This is a genomic window from Tessaracoccus defluvii (assembly GCF_014489575.1).
In the GTDB taxonomy this organism is placed as follows: domain Bacteria; phylum Actinomycetota; class Actinomycetes; order Propionibacteriales; family Propionibacteriaceae; genus Arachnia; species Arachnia defluvii.
In genome coordinates this window covers 3,436,687-3,455,128 of the sequence record NZ_CP060789.1, presented here as the reverse complement: position 1 = coordinate 3,455,128, position 18,442 = coordinate 3,436,687, and the positions used below count along the sequence as shown (strand labels likewise).

Here is an 18,442-nt window from a genome sequence, read left to right as displayed (position 1 = left end):
CCGAACCGTGGTGCAGCGGGTCAGGCGGCGGCGCGAACCGCTTCCTCGATCCGGCGACCGATGGTCTCGTCGACGTTTCGCCAGTATGCGAACGCCCGCACGAGGACCTCCTCGGCCACGCCGGCAAGCGCCCCCGAGACGGTCTCCACGAAGCGGTCACGCTGCGCGTCGTCGAAGACCTCGCGCACGAGGGTGCCGGCCTGGCCGAAGTCGTCGTCCTCGGCGTGCAGGGTGGCAGCCGAGCGCACGAGGGCGCCGTCGGACTCCCAGCCGTTGTCCACTGTCACCTGGGCGTCGGAGAACATGCGGCCGTAGCTGTTGGGCGCGTAGCCCGGGGCGTCACCGGTGTGGGCGTACTGCATGTGCCCCTGCTCCGCGTAGTTGTTGAACTCGGCGGTGACGGGACGGTTGACCGGCAGCTGGTGGAAGTTGGAGCCGATGCGGGCGCGCTGGGCGTCCGGGTAGGCGAACACGCGGGCCATGAGCATCTTGTCGGGCGAGATGCCGGTGCCGGGGATCATGTTCGACGGCGAGAACGCGGCCTGCTCGATCTGCGCGTAGAAGTTGGCCGGGTTCCGGTTCAGCTCCATGGTGCCCACCTCGATGAGGGGGTAGTCCTTCTGCGACCAGGTCTTGGTCAGGTCGAAGGGGTTGAAGCGGTACTCCTTGGCCTCCGCGAACGGCATGATCTGCACCTTGAGGGTCCACGACGGGAACTCCTCGCGCTCGATGGCGTCGTACAGGTCGCGACGGTGGTAGTCGGCGTCCTGACCCGCGATGGTCGCAGCCTCGGCGTTGGTGAGGTTCTGCTCGCCCTGGTTCGTGCGGAAGTGGTACTTCACCCAGAACTGCTCGCCGGCCTCGTTGACCCACATGTAGGTGTGGGAGGAGAAGCCGTGCATGTGCCGCCAGGACGCGGGCAGGCCGCGGTCACCCATGAGGTAGGTCACCTGGTGCGCCGACTCGGGCGACGCCGTCCAGAAGTCCCACTGCATCGTCGCGTCACGCAGGCCCGACGAGGGCAGGCGCTTCTGCGAGCGGATGAAGTGCGGGAACTTCAGCGGATCGCGCAGGAAGAAGACCGGAGTGTTGTTGCCGACGATGTCGAGGTTGCCCTCACTCGAGTACCAGCGGACCGAGAAGCCGCGGACGTCGCGCCAGGTGTCGGGCGAGCCCTGCTCACCGGCGACCGTGGAGAAACGCGCCAGCATGGGGGTCTCGACGCCCGGCTGGAACGGGGCGGCCTTGGTGTAGGCCGTCACGTCACCGGTGACGGTGAACGTACCGAAGGCACCGGAGCCCTTGGCGTGGGGGCTACGCTCGGCGACACGCTCACGGTTGAAGTGCGCGAGCTGCTCGACCAGGTGGACGTCGTGGAGGACGATCGGGCCGTCGTTGCCGACGGTCAGCGAGTGGGCGTCCGACTCGGTCGGGGCGCCATTGAGTCGGGTCGACACCCCGGCGGGGAGCTGCTGGCCCATCGTCTCGCTGTTACTCATGTAGTTGTCCTCTCGTCAGGTTCGTTGCACTGTGCACACAACCCCAGTAGATGACCTCGGCCTCGTCGATGACGAAGCCATGGGTCTGACTGGGGGACAAACAGGGTGAGTGTCCGATGGAGCAGGCGACGTCGCGCATCGCGCCGCAGGATCGGCACATCAGGTGATGGTGGTTGTCACCGTTCTGGAGTTCGTATCGGGGCGGCTGGCCGGCCGGCTCGACCCGCCGGATGAGCGCGGCCTTGTGCAGCGCGGCGAGCGCGTCGTACACCGCCTGCACCGAGGCGGTGCCGGCACGGGAACGCACCGCGTCGGTGATCTCGCCAACGCCGAGGTGGGGCCGCTCGCTGAGCTCGGTGAGCACGGCGACCCGTCCGGCGGTGACGCGAAGGCCGGCATCGTGTAGCGCCTCCGCCCAGTTCTGCTCCATGACAAGCACCTTAGCCCTTTATCTGGAAAGTGTCCAATAAGCGATGTTTCCAATTCACAGGCTGTTTCCGCCCTCTGCGTCAACCATTCCCGTCCGCCGCCGCCGCGGCTAGGGTGGACGCACCGTCGGACGGCGGACGAACGAGAGAAGGTTTCGATGCGCATCGGCGTGCCCCGCGAGATCAAGAACAGCGAGTTCCGGGTCGCCATGACGCCGGCCGGCGCCCGGGAGCTCACCGCCCGTGGCCACCAGGTGCTGATCGAGACCGACGCCGGCCGCAACGCCAGCTTCAGCGACGACGACTACCGCGCCGCCGGCGCGACCATCGTCGACGCTGCGCACGCCTGGGACGATGCCGAACTCGTCGTCAAGGTCAAGGAGCCGCTGCCGGAGGAATACGGTCACCTCCGCGAGGGGCTCACCGTCTTCACCTACCTCCACCTGGCCGCCGACCGGCCGCTCGTCGATGCCCTGCTGGCGTCCGGAGCGACCACGATCGCCTACGAGACGGTGCAGCTTGAGTCCGGCATGCTGCCTCTGCTCTACCCCATGAGCGAGGTCGCGGGATGCCTGGCGCCGCAGCTCGGCGCGCAGGCGCTGATGCGCACCAACGGCGGACGCGGGGTTCTCATGGGCGGGATCGGCGGCGTCGCCAACGCAAAGGTCGTCATCCTCGGGGCAGGCGTGGCGGGGCAGAACGCCGCGGCCGTCGCCATGGGCATGGGCGCGGACGTCACCCTGCTCGACACCAACCTCCACAAGCTCCGCGCGGCGCAGCGACGGTGGGAAAACCGGGTGCGCCAACTGGCGTCGACGGCGCTGACCGTCGAGCAGGAGGTGCTCACGGCCGACCTCGTGATCGGCACCGTGCTGATCCCCGGCGGGCGCACGCCGCGACTGGTCAGCGACGAGCTGGTCTCCCGGATGCAGCCCGGCTCGGTGCTCGTCGACGTGTCGATCGACCAGGGCGGATGCTTCGAGTCGAGCCGACCCACCACGCACGAGCACCCGACGTACCCCGTCCACGACTCGCTGTTCTACTGCGTGTCCAACATTCCGGCCGCCGTGGCGACGACGTCGACCTGGGCGCTGACGAATGCGACGCTGCCGTACGTCACCTCACTGGCCGACCGCGGCTGGCGTGGCGCCTCACTGGCTGACGCGTCGCTGGCCCGGGGCGTGTCGACCCATGGGGGCCTGCTCACGAGCGAGCCGGTGGCAGACGCCGTGGGGCGCGACTGGACGCCGGTCGGGGACGTCCTGGACGACTGACGGGCCCGGGGTCTGATGGGTTGGTGGCCGCCGGGTCAGCCGCACCCCTGGATGAACGGCACACCGGGCACCAGCCGCAGCCACTCGTCCTCGGTCAGCTCCTCCCCGAAGCGGGAGCACAGATCCCTGCCCACCTCGCTGGGGTCTGTGGGCCAGGCCCTCGCCCGGCCGTCAGACAGCGTCATCAGGATCCAGCCGTCATATTCGGCAACTCCCTGCACGCCGGCCGCATCCGGCTCCAGCCGGAGCATCAACTCCGCCTCGTCCGCGGACACGTCCCAGGCCCACACAAGCCCTCACGCGTGGAGGCCAGGAGCCGTTTCGTGTCGGCGGAAAAGGACAGCTGCGAGATCGACGACCTGGCATCGTGCAGCACGAACCGCACCTCCGGTTCGACTGGATTCCTCAAGGAGTAGACGGTGATCTCTCCGGCGGAGTCGCCCACCGCGAGCAGTCCGCTCGCGCCAGCGAAGCCCACCGGCACCTCATCGTCCAGCATGTCGACCTGGGTCAGATGCGTGGGCTCCGCGGCTCCGCCGAGCGACCACACCGAGAAGTCCTGCCCGTTGACGCCCATCGCGGCGAAGACCGAGTCGCCGACGAAGGCGGCACCTCCGGGCCAAGCGTCGACGGTGCCGATCTCCTCCCAGGTCTCCCCGCCCCAGTGGAGCAGGCGGTAGCCGACCTTGCCCTGGATCCCGAGGGCCAGGTACCGGCCCGACGGCGACACGCGCAGGTCGGCCAGCGCCTCGGGAAGGGCGATGTCGTCGACCTCCACGAACGAGTCGGCCTCGCGGTGGAACGTGAGCAGGCGGCCGTCACGCGTCTGGTTCACCAGGGTGCCGCCGTGGTCGCTGAGCCCGTAGTAGGCGTTGAGCTCGACCGTCTCGTCCGTGCGCAGCGGCAGCTGCCGCCAGCCGCCGGCGTCGCGGTCGAACACCCTGGGGCCCCGGTTGCTGCCGAACAGCACGCTGTCGCTGCCGGGGATCACGTCGAAGAGCCGCCCCTCGGTGTAGCGGAACACCACATCGTCAGCCGAGGTGTCCCACAGCGTCACGACGCCCTCCGTGGCCCCGACGACCACGGCGTCGTCCAGCGCGGCGAGGCTGACGGAGACGGTCCGCTCCGGCCACTGCCTGCGCAGGGAGCCGTCGAGTCCGTACTCGTGCACGGCGGTGAAGGAGCCGGCGACGAGCACCGTGCTGCCCCGGTGCAGGACGGAGTTGACCGACGCGGGCAGGTCCCAGGTGACGGCGTCACGCAGTCCGTCGGCGTCGATGGTCCACAGGCCGGCGACGTTGCTGGTCGTCCCCGCGACCACCTGGCCATTGTTCGGCGACAGCGACAGGGACAGGACGGTTCCGGCGACCGGCTCCTCCCCGAGGTGCGCGCCGTCCGCCCAGGAGTAGAGGTCGAGGACCCCAGCCCGGCCGCCTGCGATCACCAGGTGACCGGTGGCGGCGACCGCCGTCACGGCCACCTCGTCGCCCAGCTGGATGGGGTCGAGGACGCTCGGGGCGGCCGCGTCGGTCACGTCGACCCGCCGGACCTGACCTTCGAGCGTTCCGAACAGGACGGTGCCGGCCTGCCAGGTGGCGCTGTAGACGACGGTGTCGGCACCGAAGTCGCCCAGGGACCGGGGCTCGTTCGTGATGTCCCAGACCCCGGCGGTCTGCTGGCCGCCCACGAAGACGAGGTCCCTACCGTTCAGATTGGTGGCCTGGAGCGCGAAGATCTGGCCGCCGCCGCTGGCGAACGTGAGCGGCGTGCTGGAGAGGTCGCCGTCGCGCCAGATCGTGACGGTGCCGGAGCTGTCACCGCGGACGATGTCACCGCGATCGGTCAGGGCGACCATCGTGTTGCCTGCGGGCCCGTGGCCCGCTCCGGCATCGGTATGCCGGCCGACTTCACAACGGCCGACCGGGTCTCGACGGAGTCGTCGAGCGAGAGCGCGGCGACGCTGAGCTGGCCGGCGATGTTCGGGGTGATGTTCCGGATGTCATCGGCCACGAGCGCGATCTGCCTGCCCTGGGCCGACCGTGTCGCAGCCTCGGCCCGCCCGCCCGCGAGCAGGGCCCCGGCCGCCATGACGCAGGCCAGGACGCCGGCCACCACCGCGATCGCCAACCGGTTGCGCATCCTGCGGATCGTGTCGTGCTGTCGGGTCGCCTCCACCGCCGCCTGTTCGCGGCTGAGCTCGATGAACTCGCGCTCCAGATCGGACAGCAGGGGTGTCTCCTCCCCCTCCGACCACGTGTGCCAGAGCTCGGCCTCCGCGGGGCGCAGCGCGTCGGATGACCGGCCGCTCTCGTCCCACAGCTGCGTCGCCATGTGGATGCGTCGACCGATCAGCAGCGAGGCCGACGCCTCCTCCACCCATCCCTTGAGCCGCTCCCAGTGCCTGAGCAGGGCGTCGTGCGCGATGGCGAGCTGGCCGTCGCGCCGGACGAGGAGGCGCGCTGCCTCGAATCTGTCCGCGATGCCCCGCAGCTCGTCGTCCACCGCGTCGACGGGGATCCTGCGTCGCAGGATCTGGGTGCCCTCGACGCGGACGAGAGACAGCATCAGTCGCTGCACAAGGGGGCGTTGTTTCTCGTCGATCGCCCCGTAGACGTCCTCGGCCGTGCCGTCGACGGCGCCCCACAGCCCACCGGTGCGCAGGTAGTCCCTGGTCTTGAGGGTGTCACCCCGGCGGCGTCCCAGCAGCGGCGCAGCACGCTGGAGAGCAGCGGAAGCACCGTGGCCGGCCGCGGCTCGCCGTAGAGCCCCATGTCGTAGACGAGCAGATCAGTCAGCGCGGGAGTCACCGGCCGCCCGCGGAGACGCGCGGGCTCCTCGATGATGCGGCGGTACTCGTCCTCGGAGAGAGAGGCGACCCGGACGTGGGTGTCGAGGTGCCGGGCGAGTCGGTCGTCCCGCATCGCGAAACCGAATGCCTCCGCCGTCAGGGCGACGACGACGGTGGCGTGCGCAGGCAGTCCCGCCAACGCGTCGAAGATCGCTTTCTGTTCCTCTTCGGGGAGTTTCTGCGCCTCCTCGAATTGGTCGACGAGAATCAGGCAGGGCTCTTCCGGTGGCGAGAAGCTGGGCAGATCCGCCGGCTCCACCCAGCACGGAACAAGCCCTTCCAGCGGCCCCCCTTGCCCCAGGGCTCCGCCGACGAGTCCCGCCGCGAGAAGGGATGACTTACCCGCACCGGAATCGCCGATCACGATGACCGTGATGAGACCTTCCCGATCGCCGCGCAGACAGGCCGCGACAAGTTCCGAATAAGCCCGCTCCCGGCCGAAGTAAAGGGCAGTGTCAGCTGTCGAATAGGGACGCAGTCCGACGTACGGGGCTTCCTTGGGCGTCGGCACGCCACGGATAGCGCCGAGCGCGCCGCCCCATTCCTCCCTTTCCTCCACGCCGTCGATGAGTTCCAACGCCTCGGCGAGGTTCAGGAAATCGGAGGTCAGTGCATGCGTCGGGAGGTGCCGCCCGTCGAACCAGCCCTGGACGGTGGAGTGGGCGACGCCGGCGGTCCCTGCGGCCCTCCGCAGCGACCATCCCTTCTGAAGCCGCGCCTTCTGCAGGACGTCAACAAGCTCGGCTCTCGAGGTCGGCGGCTTCATGCCTGAATGTTATCCAGGGGTCATCGACCCATTTCACGCACCCACACCTTGTGAGATATGCGCAGAAGTTTCCCCGAAGGTTTCGAATAACGCCTAGTCAGAACCCTGTCCGTACGGACCTCTACAGCGTTTTTCAAACCCGTACGACTTCGTACACCCGGAACGCTACCCAGTTAGGACCCATGTCCCATAACGTCAGTATTTAACCAAGGCGGCGGAGGAGAAGACACATGCATGGTCATTGGCGCGGGTCGAGCCACGGAATCGACTCAGGGACTCCGCCGGGGGTGAATGCATGAGCATGCAGGTAGAGATCGCAGGAGAAGCACACCTACTTCAGCCCGGTCGGGTCTTCACTATGGGCCGCACCGGTGACCTCATCATTGACGAGACCCCCTACCTGCATCGGGATTTTCTGACGCTCCACCACTCCGAAGGCTTCTGGTGGCTGACGAACGTCGGCTCCCGAGACAGCGTGCTCCTGACCGATCCCGGAAATGTGAGCCGCAGCGAGCTCGGGCCAGGCGGCACGCTGCCTCTCCTGATTCCACACACCGTGGTGCGTTTCGCAGCTGGCCCGTACAGCTATGAGCTGAACCTGACCCTCGAAAGCGCCCCTGTCGAGATCGTGGTGGCGCCAAGGGTGACCGAGGTCTCCGGGGCTGGGATGAGCGGCGCATCCTTCACCGAGAGCCAACTTCTCGCCATGCTCGCGGTGGCTGAGCCCCTACTGAAGCGTGTTGGGACCGGCGTCTGGGCCGTACCGACGGCGGCCCAGGCGGCGCGCAGGCTGGGCTGGACCCAGACCCGGTTCAACCGGCTCTTCGGACTTGAGCGTGGGGTCAGATGCGTAGACCGCCGCCGATCAGGAGCATTCTGAGGCGGTAGTTGTCGGGGTTGCGGAACCCTCTGGCGACGCGGCGGGCGAGTTCGATCAGCCCGTTGATGGCCTCGGTGCCCCCGTTGTTGGCCCCTGCGGTGGTGAAGTAGCCCAGGAACGCTTCGCGCCACTGGTTCAGGGTCCGTCCCAGGCGGGCGATCTCCGGGATCGGACAGGCCGGGAACGCGGCGAGGACCTTCTCCGCTATCCGACGCCCGTCGGCATGGCAGGGTTGGTGGTAGACCGATCGCAGCTGTTGAGCGCAGTGCCAGGCGACCTCGACCTCGACATGGCGCTCGTCAGCGGCGAACGCTCCCTCGAGGCGAGTCTTCTGCCTGTCGGTGAGGTGTTCCCGGCCAGCGCGCAGCAGGTTACGGATCCGGTAGAGCGGATCATCTCGGCGGCCCCGATGGCCGTGGATGTCCTGCTGGACCCGGCGCCGGACCTGATCAACAGCGGCGGTGCCGAGCTTGACGACATGGAACGCATCGAGGACCGCGATGGCGTCCGCCAACTGGTCATCGATTGCGTTCTTGTAGCCGTGGAAAGGATCCAAAGTGGCGACCGTAACGCCCTTGCGGAACATGTCACCGCGGTCCCGCAGCCAGGTCTTGTAGGCCTCGCCGGAGCGGCCGGGAACCAGGTCCAGGAGCCTGGCCGTGATGTGTCCGTCCTTGTCACGGGTCAGATCGACCATGCCGGTGAACTCTTTCGGGCCCCGCCCACCAAGCCCGACCGGTTTGGTCGAGACATGATGCCAAATGTGTTCGTCGACGCCCAGCGAGCCGACACCGGCGAAACGGTCCTCGTCATCGGCAGCAGCCTCAAGGACCGGCCTGATGGCCCGCCATAGCGTCTTCCAGCCGCAGCCGAGCTGCCGGGCCAGACCCTGGACGGAGGCATTCTCCCGCCGCATCTGCCCGATCGCCCACCTCGTCGCCCGCACCGTGAGCAGTCCCCGCCGTGGCGCGATAGCCGGGTCTTGCTCCATGAACGAGGTCACCGGACAGGATGGTTCGGGACATACCCATCGTCGTTTCCGCCACCACAATCTGACCGGCGCCGTGAAACAGGGAGCGTCGATCAACTCGACCTGTTGCCGGCCATGGGCATGCGCGACCACCCCGCAGACAGGGCATCCCATCACCGGCGGGGCCGCTGATTCGACCTCCACCCGCAGCCCTACCTCGTCGCGCTGGACGCCGATCACATGCAGCCCGGGCAGCCCGACCAGAAGATCACAGCGCTGACAGTAGACGCCGGCAACATGGCAGAAGCAAGTAGGATCAGTCATCGTCGAGGTCCTCGGAATCGAGTGGTGTGGTAACCCTGATTCTTGAGGGCCTCGACCCCTCTCACCTCACCGACACGCCCACTACCAGATCCACGCTCACCCCACGCTCAAGTCCGAAGAACCGTTCAACCGCAAGCTGGATAACGTCTGCGAGAAGCTCGACCGCATCGGGGTCCGGGGGCTGAAGGGAGAGGTCGGGCGTCAGGCCAACGGGCGCCGCGTCCTGCTCGCTGAATACGCTGTCAACGCCAGGATCATCACCTCACAGGAGTTGCCACTCCTCGACGAAGAGTTCCGGCGAAACTCTTCCCCCGGGGCCTGACGCCGACGCTGCATCACCCTGAGCATGCCACCCCGCCTGGGGTAGTCAGCTGGCCGCGAGCCCGGAGACGAGGTTGACCGTGGCCGCGAGCACGACCGCGCCGAGGAAGTAGCTGAGCAGCGTGTGCCCCAGCACCGTGACCCGCAGCCGGTTGGTGCGGAGGTTCGTGTCGGAGATTTGGAACGTCATCCCGAGGCAGAACGTCAGGTACGCGAAGTCCGAGTAACGCGGCGGCTCGTCCCCGAAGTCGATGGGCGGCTCGGGAGACGAGAAGTACAGGTCGGCGTACCGGATGCCGTAGATGGTGTGCACCAGGACCCATGACGCCACCACGCAGGCGACGCCGAGGGCCGCCGTCGAGACGGGCCGGTCGCCGGCGACGAGGACGAAGCCCATCCCGGCGACGCTCGCGATGGAGGCAACGATCAGGATCACGTCGGCGAGCCCCCGGCCCGGGTCCTCCTCCCGGGAGTGCTCCGCCGTCCTGACGGCGTCGAGGGGCCAGAGCCTGGCCCAGGTCCACGTGCAGTACACGGCGACGAACGTCGCCCACCCGGCGGCGATGCCGAGATCGATCCGGGCCGTCAGCCCGACCAGCAGCATGACGGCGACGCCAACCGCCACGCTGAGCGTGAGCCGGAACAGCCGTCTGCTCCTGCGGGTCATGGGCTCAGGCGAGGAAGGGCTCGACGGCCGACTTCGGGCGACCGATGATGGCTCTGTCGCCCCGGATGAGGACGGGACGCTGCGCCAGCTGCGGCTGCTCGGCCAGCACGGAGGCGACCTGCTCGGCCGACGCGACATCGCCGTCGGTGAGCCCGGACCGCTCGAAGTTCGGGTCCCTGCGCACCAGCTCGGTCGGCTCGGCGTCCAGCTTGGCCAGCACGTCGAGCCACTCGTCGCGGGTTAGCGGCTCCTTCAGGTAGTTGCGGACCGTGGCCGGGATCCCGGCCGCCGTCACGGTCTCGACGGCGGCGCGGGATGTCGAGCAGCGCGGGTTGTGGAGGACGGTGATCTCGCTCATCGCCCCAGCCTAGCCACGGCGGCGCTACTTGCCGGCGGCCACCGAGAGCTTCTCGACGAGCGCAGGCAGCCCGCCGTCCCAGTTGAACGTCAGCGCCGTGGGCGGCGACACCGACGACACGGCCACCGGGTCGGTCACCTGGGCCACGCGGCCGGCCTTGACGGCGGGGATGGCCTGCAGGGCAGGCTTCGTCAGGAACTCCGCAGCCTCCGCCTCGGAGCCGTGGTAGCTGATGACGATGTCGGCATCCAGCTTGTCGAGCTGCTCGTAGCTCAGCTCGAAGAAGAACCCGCCGCCGGACGTGTCCAGCGCGGAAACACTGGGCGCGACCGTCAGGCCGACCTCCTCGAGGATCCCCACACGCGGATCGGCAGCGGTGTAGACGTAGACGAAGCCGTCGCCGTCCCAGACGCCCGCCACCGTCTTGCCCTCGAACTCGGGATGCGCGGCCTTCATGTCAGCCAGGGTGCCGGCGATTCCCGCGAGGACGGCGTCCCCGGCGGCGGAGCGGCCCAATGCCTGCGCGGTGATCGAGATCGTCTCCTCCCAGGTCGTGGTCCACGGCGCGCCGGGGTAGGCGACGGTCGGGGCGATCGCGCTGAGCGTGTCGTACTGCTCCTGCGTCAGGCCGGAGTAGGGGGCGAGGATCAGGTCCGGATCGGCGGCGATGATCTCCTCGTACGGGAAGGTGGCACCGCCGTCGGCGTCGGTCAGGACATCCGGCAACGGCTGGTCGCCGTAGGCCTCCTCGACCCAGGGCAGCAGGTTGCCTGCCCCGACGGTCCAGGACTGCTCGGCGACGGCGACCGGGTAGACGCCCAACGCGAGCGTGGCCTCGGTGGAGCCCCACCCCCACGTGGCCACGCGCGTCGGCTCCGCCTCGATGACGGCGGTGCCGAGCGCGCTGGCGACCTCGAGCGGGAAGGTGTCGGTGGCTCCGGACGGGGCCGCCGTCGAGGGGGCCGCCGAGCCGGTCGGCGCGGAACTGGGGGACGGCGATCCGGGCGAGGCCGGCGCCGCGCAGGCGGCCAGGGCTAGCGTGGCGGTGGCCGCGACGACGGTCACGAGGGTGGGCAGACGCATATCGGGATCTCCTGTTCGTGGAGCGGGGCTCCGGATGGTTTCAGGCGGCGTGTCGGCGTCCAATGGGGACGACGAGCGGGGTGCCGGAGACGGGGTCGTCGACGACGCGGCAGTCGAGGCCGAAGACGTGACGGATCGATGCGGTGTCGACGATGAGGGCCGGTTCGCCCTGCGCGACGATGGCGCCGTCACGCATCATCACGAGGTGGTCGGCGTACCGGGCGGCCAGGTTGAGCTCGTGCAGCACCATCACGACGGTGGTGCCCCGTTCGCGGTTGAGGTCGGCGAGCAGGTCGAGCAGCTCGAGTTGGTGGGTGACGTCGAGATAGGTGGTGGGCTCGTCCAGCAGGACGATGTCGGTGGCTTGCGCCAGCACCATCGCGATCCAGACCCGCTGCCGCTGCCCGCCGGAGAGCTCCTCGACCCGCCGGTCGGCCAGGTCGGCGATGCCTGTGTCGGCCAGCGCCCTGGCAACGACGGCGTCGTCGTCGGACCCGGCCAGCCCGAACCAGCCCTGGTGGGGGTACCGGCCGCGGGCGACGAGTTCGGCAACCCTGACGCCGTCGGGAGCGGTCGACGACTGCGGAAGGACGCCGACGACCCGGGCCACCCTCCTCCGTCCGAGGGCCCCCACAGGGGTGCCGTCGAGGCGGATCTCGCCGTCCATGGGCCGGTGGAGGCCGGCCATCGTCCGCAGCAGGGTCGACTTCCCGCAGGCGTTGGGTCCGACGATGACGGTCACCTTGCCGGGCGGAACGGCGAAGTCGAGGCCCTCGATGACTGCGCGGCCGTCGTAGCCGGCGGTGAGGCCGGCCGCCTCGAAGGTGTGCTGGAGCGCGGTCATGCTGCGACCTTTCGTTGCCGGGCGAGGAGGAAGAGGAGGTAGGGGCCCCGATGAGGCCGGTGACGATCCCGACGGGCGCCACCACCCCGGGCACCGCATGTTGGCCGAGCACGTCGGCGGCCAGCGTCAGCAGCGCGCCCACGGCGGCGGCGACGAACAGCGCCGGGCCGCCGTCGTCCTGGAGACGTCGCGCGATGGGGCGGCCAGCAGCGCGACGAACGCGATGGGGCCGGCGACGCTGGTGGCGGAAGCGACGAGCCCGACGGCCGCGAGGAGGAGGACGAGGCGGGCCCGGTCGGGCGCGATGCCGAGGCCGGAGGCCAGCTCATCCCCCAGCGGCAGCACCCGCAGGGGCCGCGCGGCCAGGGCGACGACGACGGCGAACAGCGTCACCAGAAGCGCGAGGCCGCCCAACTCCCCGCCGCGCACGTCCGCGACGCTGCCGACGGTCCACAGCAGCACCGGCTGCGCCTCGCGCACGTCCGCCTGACTGAGCAGCCAGCTGATGAGCGACCCGCTGAGGTACGCGAGCCCGACGCCGACCAGCACGAACCGCAGCCCGTGCAGGCCCTGGCGCCACGCCAACCCCCAGATCAGCGCCGCGACGGCCAACGCGCCGGCGAAGGCGCTCAGCGAGACGGTCACCCCGCTCCAGCCCCACCCGAGGACGGCCACGACGGCGCCGAGGCTGGCCCCCGACGAGATCCCGAGGATGTCGGGACTGGCCAGCGGGTTGCGCAGCACCGACTGGAACACGGCGCCGGCCAGCCCGAACGCGGCACCAGCCAGCAGCGCAGCCTGGATGCGGGGCAGCCGCAGCGTCCCGACGATCAGGTTCTCCGACTTCGAGCCGACGCCGAGCAGGCCACGCAGGACGGCGTCGCCGGTGAGGTCGGCGGCGCCGAGCATGAGCGCGGCCACAGCCACCCCGGCGACCAGCACGGCGGCCCCGAGCAGGAGGCCGACGACGCGGATCCGTCCCGTGACGCGACGACGGCGGACCAGTTCGGCGGGAACGTCGCCGCGGCCAGGGCTGACGGGGACGGAGGTGCTCACAGCGCGGCCACCTTCCTGCCCCTCGCCACCGCGATCAGGACCGGGGCCCCGATGAAGGCACACACGACGCCGGCCTCGAGCTCGGCGTTGGGCACGACGAGCCGCCCGATCACGTCGGCGCCCAGCAGCATGACGGGGCCGAGCAGCACGGCCAGCGCCGTCGTCGTGTGGTGGTTGCTGCCCACGAGTCGTCGGGCCGCGTGCGGGACCACAAGCCCCACCAACGCGATGGGCCCGGCCAGCGAGACGGCGACGCCGCAGAGCAGCACGATCGCGAGCCCCGCCAGGAGCCGGGTGGCGCGGACGTTCTGGCCGAGCCCGCGGGCGATGTCGTCGCCCAGCGCGAGCCCGTTGAGCCGGTGCCCGAGGAAGACGGCCAGCACGAGGCCGGCGCCGAGGAACGGCAGGAGCCACGCCAGCACCCCGAGGTCGCGGCCGGTCAGGGCCCCGATCACCCAGAAGCGGTAGCTGTTGAACGTCTCCTGGTCCCGCAGCAGCACCAGGGTCGTGAGCGGGGTGACGAATGCGACGAGCGCGGCCCCGACCAGGGCCAACTGGACCGGCTGCGCATGACCGAACGAGAACACGACGGCGGCGGCCAGGGCCGCGCCCGCGAACGCGAACCAGACGAACCCGACGGCCGAGGTGACCCCGAGGAACGAGATGGCCAGCACGACGGCGAGCGAGGCGCCGGAGTTGACGCCGAGCAGGCCGGGGTCGGCGATCGGGTTGCGCGTGACCCCCTGGATGACGACGCCGGCGACGCCGAGGGCCGCGCCCGCGGCCAGGCCGATGAGGGTCCGGGGAAGTCGCTGCTGCAGGACCACCATGTGGTCGACGTCGTCTGCCACGGGATGCGTGAACGCCTGCCAGACGGCGGCGGGGTCGATGCCGCGGACCCCGACGAGGATGCTGGCGACGGCGACCGCCGCCAGCAGTGCGGCGGCGAGCACGAAGACCAGCGCGGTGCGGCGGCTGCGGGCTCTGAGGACGGCCCCGACAGCGACGGCCGGGGTGATCGTGTCGGCGGACATGGTCAGTCCAGCTCGGCGCGCCCCTGGCGCCAGTAGCCCATGAAGGCGATCCGGTGACGGTCGAGCCCCGCGTCGGAGACGAGGAAGCGGCGCAAGGCCTTGACGAGGCCGGCCTCGCCGGCGATCCACGCGTAGCACTCGCCGTCGAGGCTGACGCCCTCCGGGACGTCCCACAGGGGCGCGTCGTCGGGGTCGTCGAACTCGACGGGGCGCCCGGGCACCGGGATGCAGCCGGCGGCGCAGCAGGTGCGCACCACCCACTCGCGGACGGCAGGGATGAGCCGCTGCCCGTGTGCGCCGTCGGGGCTGCGGGGCAGGAAGCGCACGTCGACGCCGTCGGGGGCCAGCAGCGGGAGCGTGTCGGCGACGTCGGGCACCTCGATCAGCGCGACGCCCGTCGCGTCGACGGGCAGGGACTCGAGGATGGCACCGATGGCGGGCGCTGCCGTCTCGTCGCCGGCGAGGAGGATCGTCTCGACGCGGCCGGGTCGCCAGTCGATGCCGAGGGTCCGGCCGGGGCTCCGCTCGTCGGGTCCGACGATGACCGCCTCGTCGCCGACGGCTGCGCGGGCCGCCCAGCGGCTCGCGGGCCCTTCGTCGCCGTGGCCGACGAAGTCGATGTCGACCTCCAGGTCCCCGGGGCGCACGTCGCGGATCGTGTAGGTGCGAAACGGGTTCCGCTGCTCGGCGGGCAGGGCACGCCAGGCCGTGTACCAGTCGTCGCAGTCGGGGAAGTGGGCGAACCCGGAGTCCGGCAGGGGCAGGACGACCTTGACCCGCTGGTCGAAGCCGGCGGTGCCGAAGTCGGCGAGGTCGTCGCCGGCGAACGTGATCCGGGTGAAGTGGGGCGTGAGTGCCTGCCTGCGCGCGACACGCACCCGGAAGGCCCGGTAGGCGGGGCGGGCGTGGGTCGTGGTCGCGGTGCTCGTCACGCCGCCAGTATTACACGCAGGTCCCCTTGCGTAATAGTCCTTAGGTTAGGCTTCCCTCATCCGAGACGGGCACCTCTCCGTAGCGCGACAGGGGCAGCAGGCGCGGCCCCGCGGGATCGTCCAGCGGCGCGAAGGCGCGCACCGTCTGCCCGTCGTCTGCCTCCGGCTCCCCCATCGTCGCCGTCAGCACGTCCCGGACGGCGGCCACCTCCGCAGTCGTGAGGCGGCGGGGCGCCGGCGAGGGGTCGGCCGCCGCGAGCACCACCAGGAGAAGCCCCGGAAGCCGCGGCTTGCCGTCGGCGATCGGGGGCTGGAAGTAGGGCAGGTTGATCACCGTCGTGCCGAGCCGCTCGTAGAAGGCGAGCCTCCTGGCGGGGTCGCCGTACTCGGGGTGCGCCGGGAACAGGTCGGGGCGCTCCACCTCTCCGAGCACCAGCAGCGCCCCTCCCGCGAGCCAGCGTTCCAGCCCGGCGGCGATCAGCGCTGCGCCCACGCCACCGCCGCGGGTGGTGCCCGAGACGGCGAGCCAGTCGACGAGCACGCCGTCACCGTGTCGCTCCCCCACGACCACGCCGAGCGGGTCGCCTCCGGGGGCCGAACTGGCGACGAGGACGTCGAGGTGTCCGCTCGCGCCCGCCGCGACGAACTCCTCCCGCCCGACGATCTCGGTGTCGGGGAAGCTCGGCGCCAGGATCTCCCGGTACACCTGCCCCAGCCGCGCCGGATCCGTCACGGCTTCGATCACAGGGGTCATGCGTTCATCTCCGTTCGTTCCTTCCGCCCCGCCGCAATGTTCGGCGTCCCCGCCGGGCCAACAGGTAGAGCACAAGGCTGATGAGCCCGGCCAGCACCAGAATGCCGGCGAGCAGACCCCAGGCAACATCGGGCCCCCAGCCCGGGTTGCCTGCCTGAAGGATCGCCGCCAGTCCGGACAGGCCGACGACGCCGAACACGACGCCCAGCAGCTGAAAGGCCAGGGCGATCCTCTGGTCGCGCGCCTCCCGGAGCGCGGTCGTCTCCTCCGTGTACGCCTGCGCCATCCGGCGGTGGACAACGTCGAGCAGCGGCCGAAGCCGGGTGCCGAGCACGTCGGCGACAGCCCGGGTGAACCCGTTGCGCAGCCGTTCGTACCCGTTCGACTCGAGGATCGTGTCGAGGTCGGTGCGCAGCGGCGGAGAGGCGACGATGTCCGGCGACTCGACGAAGAGCATGATCGCCTCGTTCGACTGCACGAACGACTGCAGCGACAACTCGGTGCGCTCGACGTCGCGCACGAGATCGTCCAGCCGCGCGATGACGCCGGTCCGCCGCGGCGACAGGGCGTCTTCGCCGAGTTGGTCCAGCTCGTCGGCCTCCTCGAGCGTCACCTCGGTGTCGCGGAGCAGGTCGGCAATCCGCTCCGCGTAGTAGCGCACCCCGTCCTGCCAGCCGTGGTACATGCCGTGGAGGCTGTGGGCGAACTCGATGTAGCTCTCCATCTCGCTGACGGCGTAGTCCGGCGACGTGAAGGATGCGAGCAGGGTCATGTTGCTGGTGGCCGCCAGCAGTTCCCGGTTGAGGTGCAGCAGGGGCCAGGTCCGCACCGAGTCGAGATCGTGGAGCGCCCAGTCGGCCACGCTTGCGACCCCGCTGGGCAGCGGATGCAGCAGCGGCGGAGCGCCCCACAGGTCGAGGAGCCGATGCGTGTCGGACAGCCGTCGCCTGCCGGCGGGGTCGACGATGGAGGCCGCGAGGACCGTGACCAGGATCCCGAACGACCCCTCCCGCGCGACAAGGTCCTCGCCGCTGACCTGACCGGGGACGGCGTCGAGCAGGGTCCGGAGCCCGTCGATCACGCCTGCCGCGACTGCGGGGATCCCGGCCAGCGGCATGCCGTTGGGCACGGCCATCCTGAGCACATCGCCGAGCTCCCTGAGGTCCCCGAACACCGGGCTGGCCAGGTGCAGCGCCTCCGCGACGCGGTGGGCCGGGGCGTCGTCGAGGTCGAGTTCGAAGACCACGCTGTGGTTGCCGAGCTGCGAGAGCTGGATCCGGGAGCGGATAGTCATGAGCGGCGCGTCGTCGCCGCCCCTGGTCAGGAGGAGGTCGCCCAGCCGGATGGTCGCGCCCCGGTAACCGCGGCCGAAGTTGTCGGTACCTTGCCAGACGTCACTCAGGTCGAGCCGGGCAAGCGCCTCGACGACCGGAAGGTCGCCGAACGACCCTCCGCGGGCGCCGAGCTCCTCGGCGCGGACGCGCAGCGCCTCCACGAGGTCGCTTGCGTCGGCATGGCCCCATTGCCGGATGCCGAACGGGTAGACGAAGCGGATCCGCCCGGCGTCTACGTGCAGCCACTCCCGGTCCCTGGCTGCGTTGATGGTGTCCACGGCGGCCAGATGCCCGCGGAGCTCGCTGGCGTCGACGTGGTTGAAGTCGGTCGCCTCGACGTGGGCGCGCATCCGGTCGAGCTCGGCCGCGGCGTCGCGCCGGTCCCCGGTCAGCAGCCGCTGCCCGACCCGTGCGCAGGCGCGGATGGTGCGGTAGTAGGTGAGTTCGTTCGATGCCTCCCGCAGCAGCGCATCGCGGGCCGCTCCCGGCGCGCATTCCCGGATGGCGTCGACGAGCGGCCCGGCCTGCCGGACGGCGTCGTCGGTGACCTCGAGGACGACCTCCAGCCTCCCGGTGAGCAGCGCCGACTCGACGCGGAACTCGCTCCGCATGAACCCCAGCAGCCGCCACGCCAGCTCGGCCACCTCGTCGTCGGCCCGGTCAGCCCCCTCGGCCCGCAGCCTGGCTGCCTCCCCGCAGGCCACCTCGACGGTGGCGACCAGCAGTTGGTGGTCCCACGCCATCGACCACGCCTCGTTGATCAGGTTGCGCAGGTACAGGGCCAGGACGATCGCGCCCTCCGAGGCGGCCGAGGCGGCCCGCACCGCCGGGGGCAGGGCACGGATCAGGATCGCTTCCGGATCTTCGACGGTGGACTCGCCCCTGAAGAGCGACCGCCACCACGTGCTGCCAAGCAGTTCACGCAGGTCAGCGCGCTGGCCGGATGTCAGCGCCTCCGGGTCGCCGGCGGCGGCCTGGGCGTCGAACAGAGCCGTCAGCCACGCCCGTGCGGCCTCCGCGGGGAGGTCGGCGGAGGCGAAGATGGGCTCGTGCTCGCTCGGCTGCGGCAT

The 18,442-nt window shown here is 70.4% G+C and carries 16 protein-coding genes and 1 pseudogene; 2 read left to right on the top strand and 15 right to left on the bottom strand.

What is annotated here, in order from left to right; genetic code table 11:
• Positions 1 to 20 precede the first annotated feature (20 nt).
• The gene (locus H9L22_RS16290; protein ID WP_320060560.1) at positions 21 to 1,499 is read right to left on the bottom strand and encodes a catalase; all 1,479 of its coding nucleotides are present in this window, start codon (positions 1,497 to 1,499) and stop codon (positions 21 to 23) included.
• On the bottom strand, positions 1,492 to 1,929 hold the full coding sequence (locus tag H9L22_RS16285) for a Fur family transcriptional regulator (RefSeq protein ID WP_187720817.1): 438 nt from the start codon (positions 1,927 to 1,929) through the stop codon (positions 1,492 to 1,494). Before H9L22_RS16285 ends, H9L22_RS16290 begins: the two co-directional genes overlap by 8 nt.
• A 156-nt stretch (positions 1,930 to 2,085) precedes the next feature.
• Here H9L22_RS16285 and ald point away from each other — a divergent pair, with 156 nt between their 5' ends.
• A complete protein-coding gene (ald, locus tag H9L22_RS16280; protein ID WP_187720816.1) occupies positions 2,086 to 3,201 on the top strand; it encodes an alanine dehydrogenase in 1,116 nt (371 codons plus the stop codon).
• Positions 3,202 to 3,236: 35 nt separating this feature from the next.
• Here ald and H9L22_RS16275 read toward each other — a convergent pair whose 3' ends face one another.
• The 3 genes and pseudogenes from H9L22_RS16275 to H9L22_RS20650 form a co-directional block, all read right to left on the bottom strand.
• Positions 3,237 to 3,452, bottom strand: coding sequence for a hypothetical protein (locus H9L22_RS16275; RefSeq protein ID WP_187720815.1), 216 nt, complete (start codon positions 3,450 to 3,452; stop codon positions 3,237 to 3,239).
• Positions 3,452 to 5,056, bottom strand: a complete 1,605-nt coding sequence (locus H9L22_RS16270) for a WD40 repeat domain-containing protein (protein ID WP_187720814.1) — start codon at positions 5,054 to 5,056, stop codon at positions 3,452 to 3,454. The genes H9L22_RS16275 and H9L22_RS16270 overlap by 1 nt, the downstream gene beginning before the upstream one ends.
• Positions 5,044 to 6,815: pseudogene (locus H9L22_RS20650) on the bottom strand (nSTAND1 domain-containing NTPase). Before H9L22_RS20650 ends, H9L22_RS16270 begins: the two are co-directional and overlap by 13 nt.
• 295 nt (positions 6,816 to 7,110) lie before the next feature.
• Here H9L22_RS20650 and H9L22_RS16255 point away from each other — a divergent pair.
• Entirely contained in the window at positions 7,111 to 7,695 is a 585-nt protein-coding gene (locus H9L22_RS16255) for an FHA domain-containing protein (RefSeq protein WP_187720811.1), read from the top strand.
• On the opposite strand, the gene H9L22_RS16250 is transcribed toward H9L22_RS16255, so the two are convergent.
• The 10 genes from H9L22_RS16250 to H9L22_RS16205 form a co-directional block, all read right to left on the bottom strand.
• Positions 7,658 to 8,839: an ISL3 family transposase gene (locus H9L22_RS16250; RefSeq protein ID WP_264292638.1), complete on the bottom strand. Its 1,182-nt coding sequence runs from the start codon at positions 8,837 to 8,839 to the stop codon at positions 7,658 to 7,660. The genes H9L22_RS16255 and H9L22_RS16250 overlap by 38 nt on opposite strands.
• A gap of 517 nt (positions 8,840 to 9,356) precedes the next feature.
• Positions 9,357 to 9,977, bottom strand: coding sequence for a DUF1345 domain-containing protein (locus tag H9L22_RS16245; protein WP_187720809.1), 621 nt, complete (start codon positions 9,975 to 9,977; stop codon positions 9,357 to 9,359).
• A 4-nt stretch (positions 9,978 to 9,981) separates the two neighbouring features.
• Positions 9,982 to 10,335: an ArsC/Spx/MgsR family protein gene (locus H9L22_RS16240; RefSeq protein ID WP_187720808.1), complete on the bottom strand. Its 354-nt coding sequence runs from the start codon at positions 10,333 to 10,335 to the stop codon at positions 9,982 to 9,984.
• Between the two features lie 24 nt (positions 10,336 to 10,359).
• On the bottom strand, positions 10,360 to 11,418 hold the full coding sequence (locus H9L22_RS16235; protein ID WP_187720807.1) for an iron-siderophore ABC transporter substrate-binding protein: 1,059 nt from the start codon (positions 11,416 to 11,418) through the stop codon (positions 10,360 to 10,362).
• A 40-nt stretch (positions 11,419 to 11,458) separates the two neighbouring features.
• Positions 11,459 to 12,262 carry an ABC transporter ATP-binding protein gene (locus tag H9L22_RS16230; RefSeq protein ID WP_187720806.1) on the bottom strand — a complete coding sequence of 268 codons (804 nt, stop codon included), beginning with the start codon at positions 12,260 to 12,262 and terminating at the stop codon, positions 11,459 to 11,461.
• 126 nt (positions 12,263 to 12,388) lie between these two features.
• Positions 12,389 to 13,318, bottom strand: a complete 930-nt coding sequence (locus H9L22_RS16225) for a FecCD family ABC transporter permease (RefSeq protein ID WP_226965937.1) — start codon at positions 13,316 to 13,318, stop codon at positions 12,389 to 12,391.
• Positions 13,315 to 14,352, bottom strand: a complete 1,038-nt coding sequence (locus H9L22_RS16220; protein ID WP_187720805.1) for a FecCD family ABC transporter permease — start codon at positions 14,350 to 14,352, stop codon at positions 13,315 to 13,317. The genes H9L22_RS16225 and H9L22_RS16220 overlap by 4 nt, the downstream gene beginning before the upstream one ends.
• Before the next feature lie 2 nt (positions 14,353 to 14,354).
• Positions 14,355 to 15,284 carry a siderophore-interacting protein gene (locus tag H9L22_RS16215; RefSeq protein ID WP_187720804.1) on the bottom strand — a complete coding sequence of 310 codons (930 nt, stop codon included), beginning with the start codon at positions 15,282 to 15,284 and terminating at the stop codon, positions 14,355 to 14,357.
• A 40-nt stretch (positions 15,285 to 15,324) separates the two neighbouring features.
• Complete coding sequence (locus H9L22_RS16210) at positions 15,325 to 16,038, bottom strand: GNAT family N-acetyltransferase (RefSeq protein ID WP_187720803.1); 714 nt, start codon at positions 16,036 to 16,038, stop codon at positions 15,325 to 15,327.
• A gap of 4 nt (positions 16,039 to 16,042) precedes the next feature.
• Positions 16,043 to 18,442 carry a hypothetical protein gene (locus H9L22_RS16205; protein WP_187720802.1) on the bottom strand — a complete coding sequence of 800 codons (2,400 nt, stop codon included), beginning with the start codon at positions 18,440 to 18,442 and terminating at the stop codon, positions 16,043 to 16,045.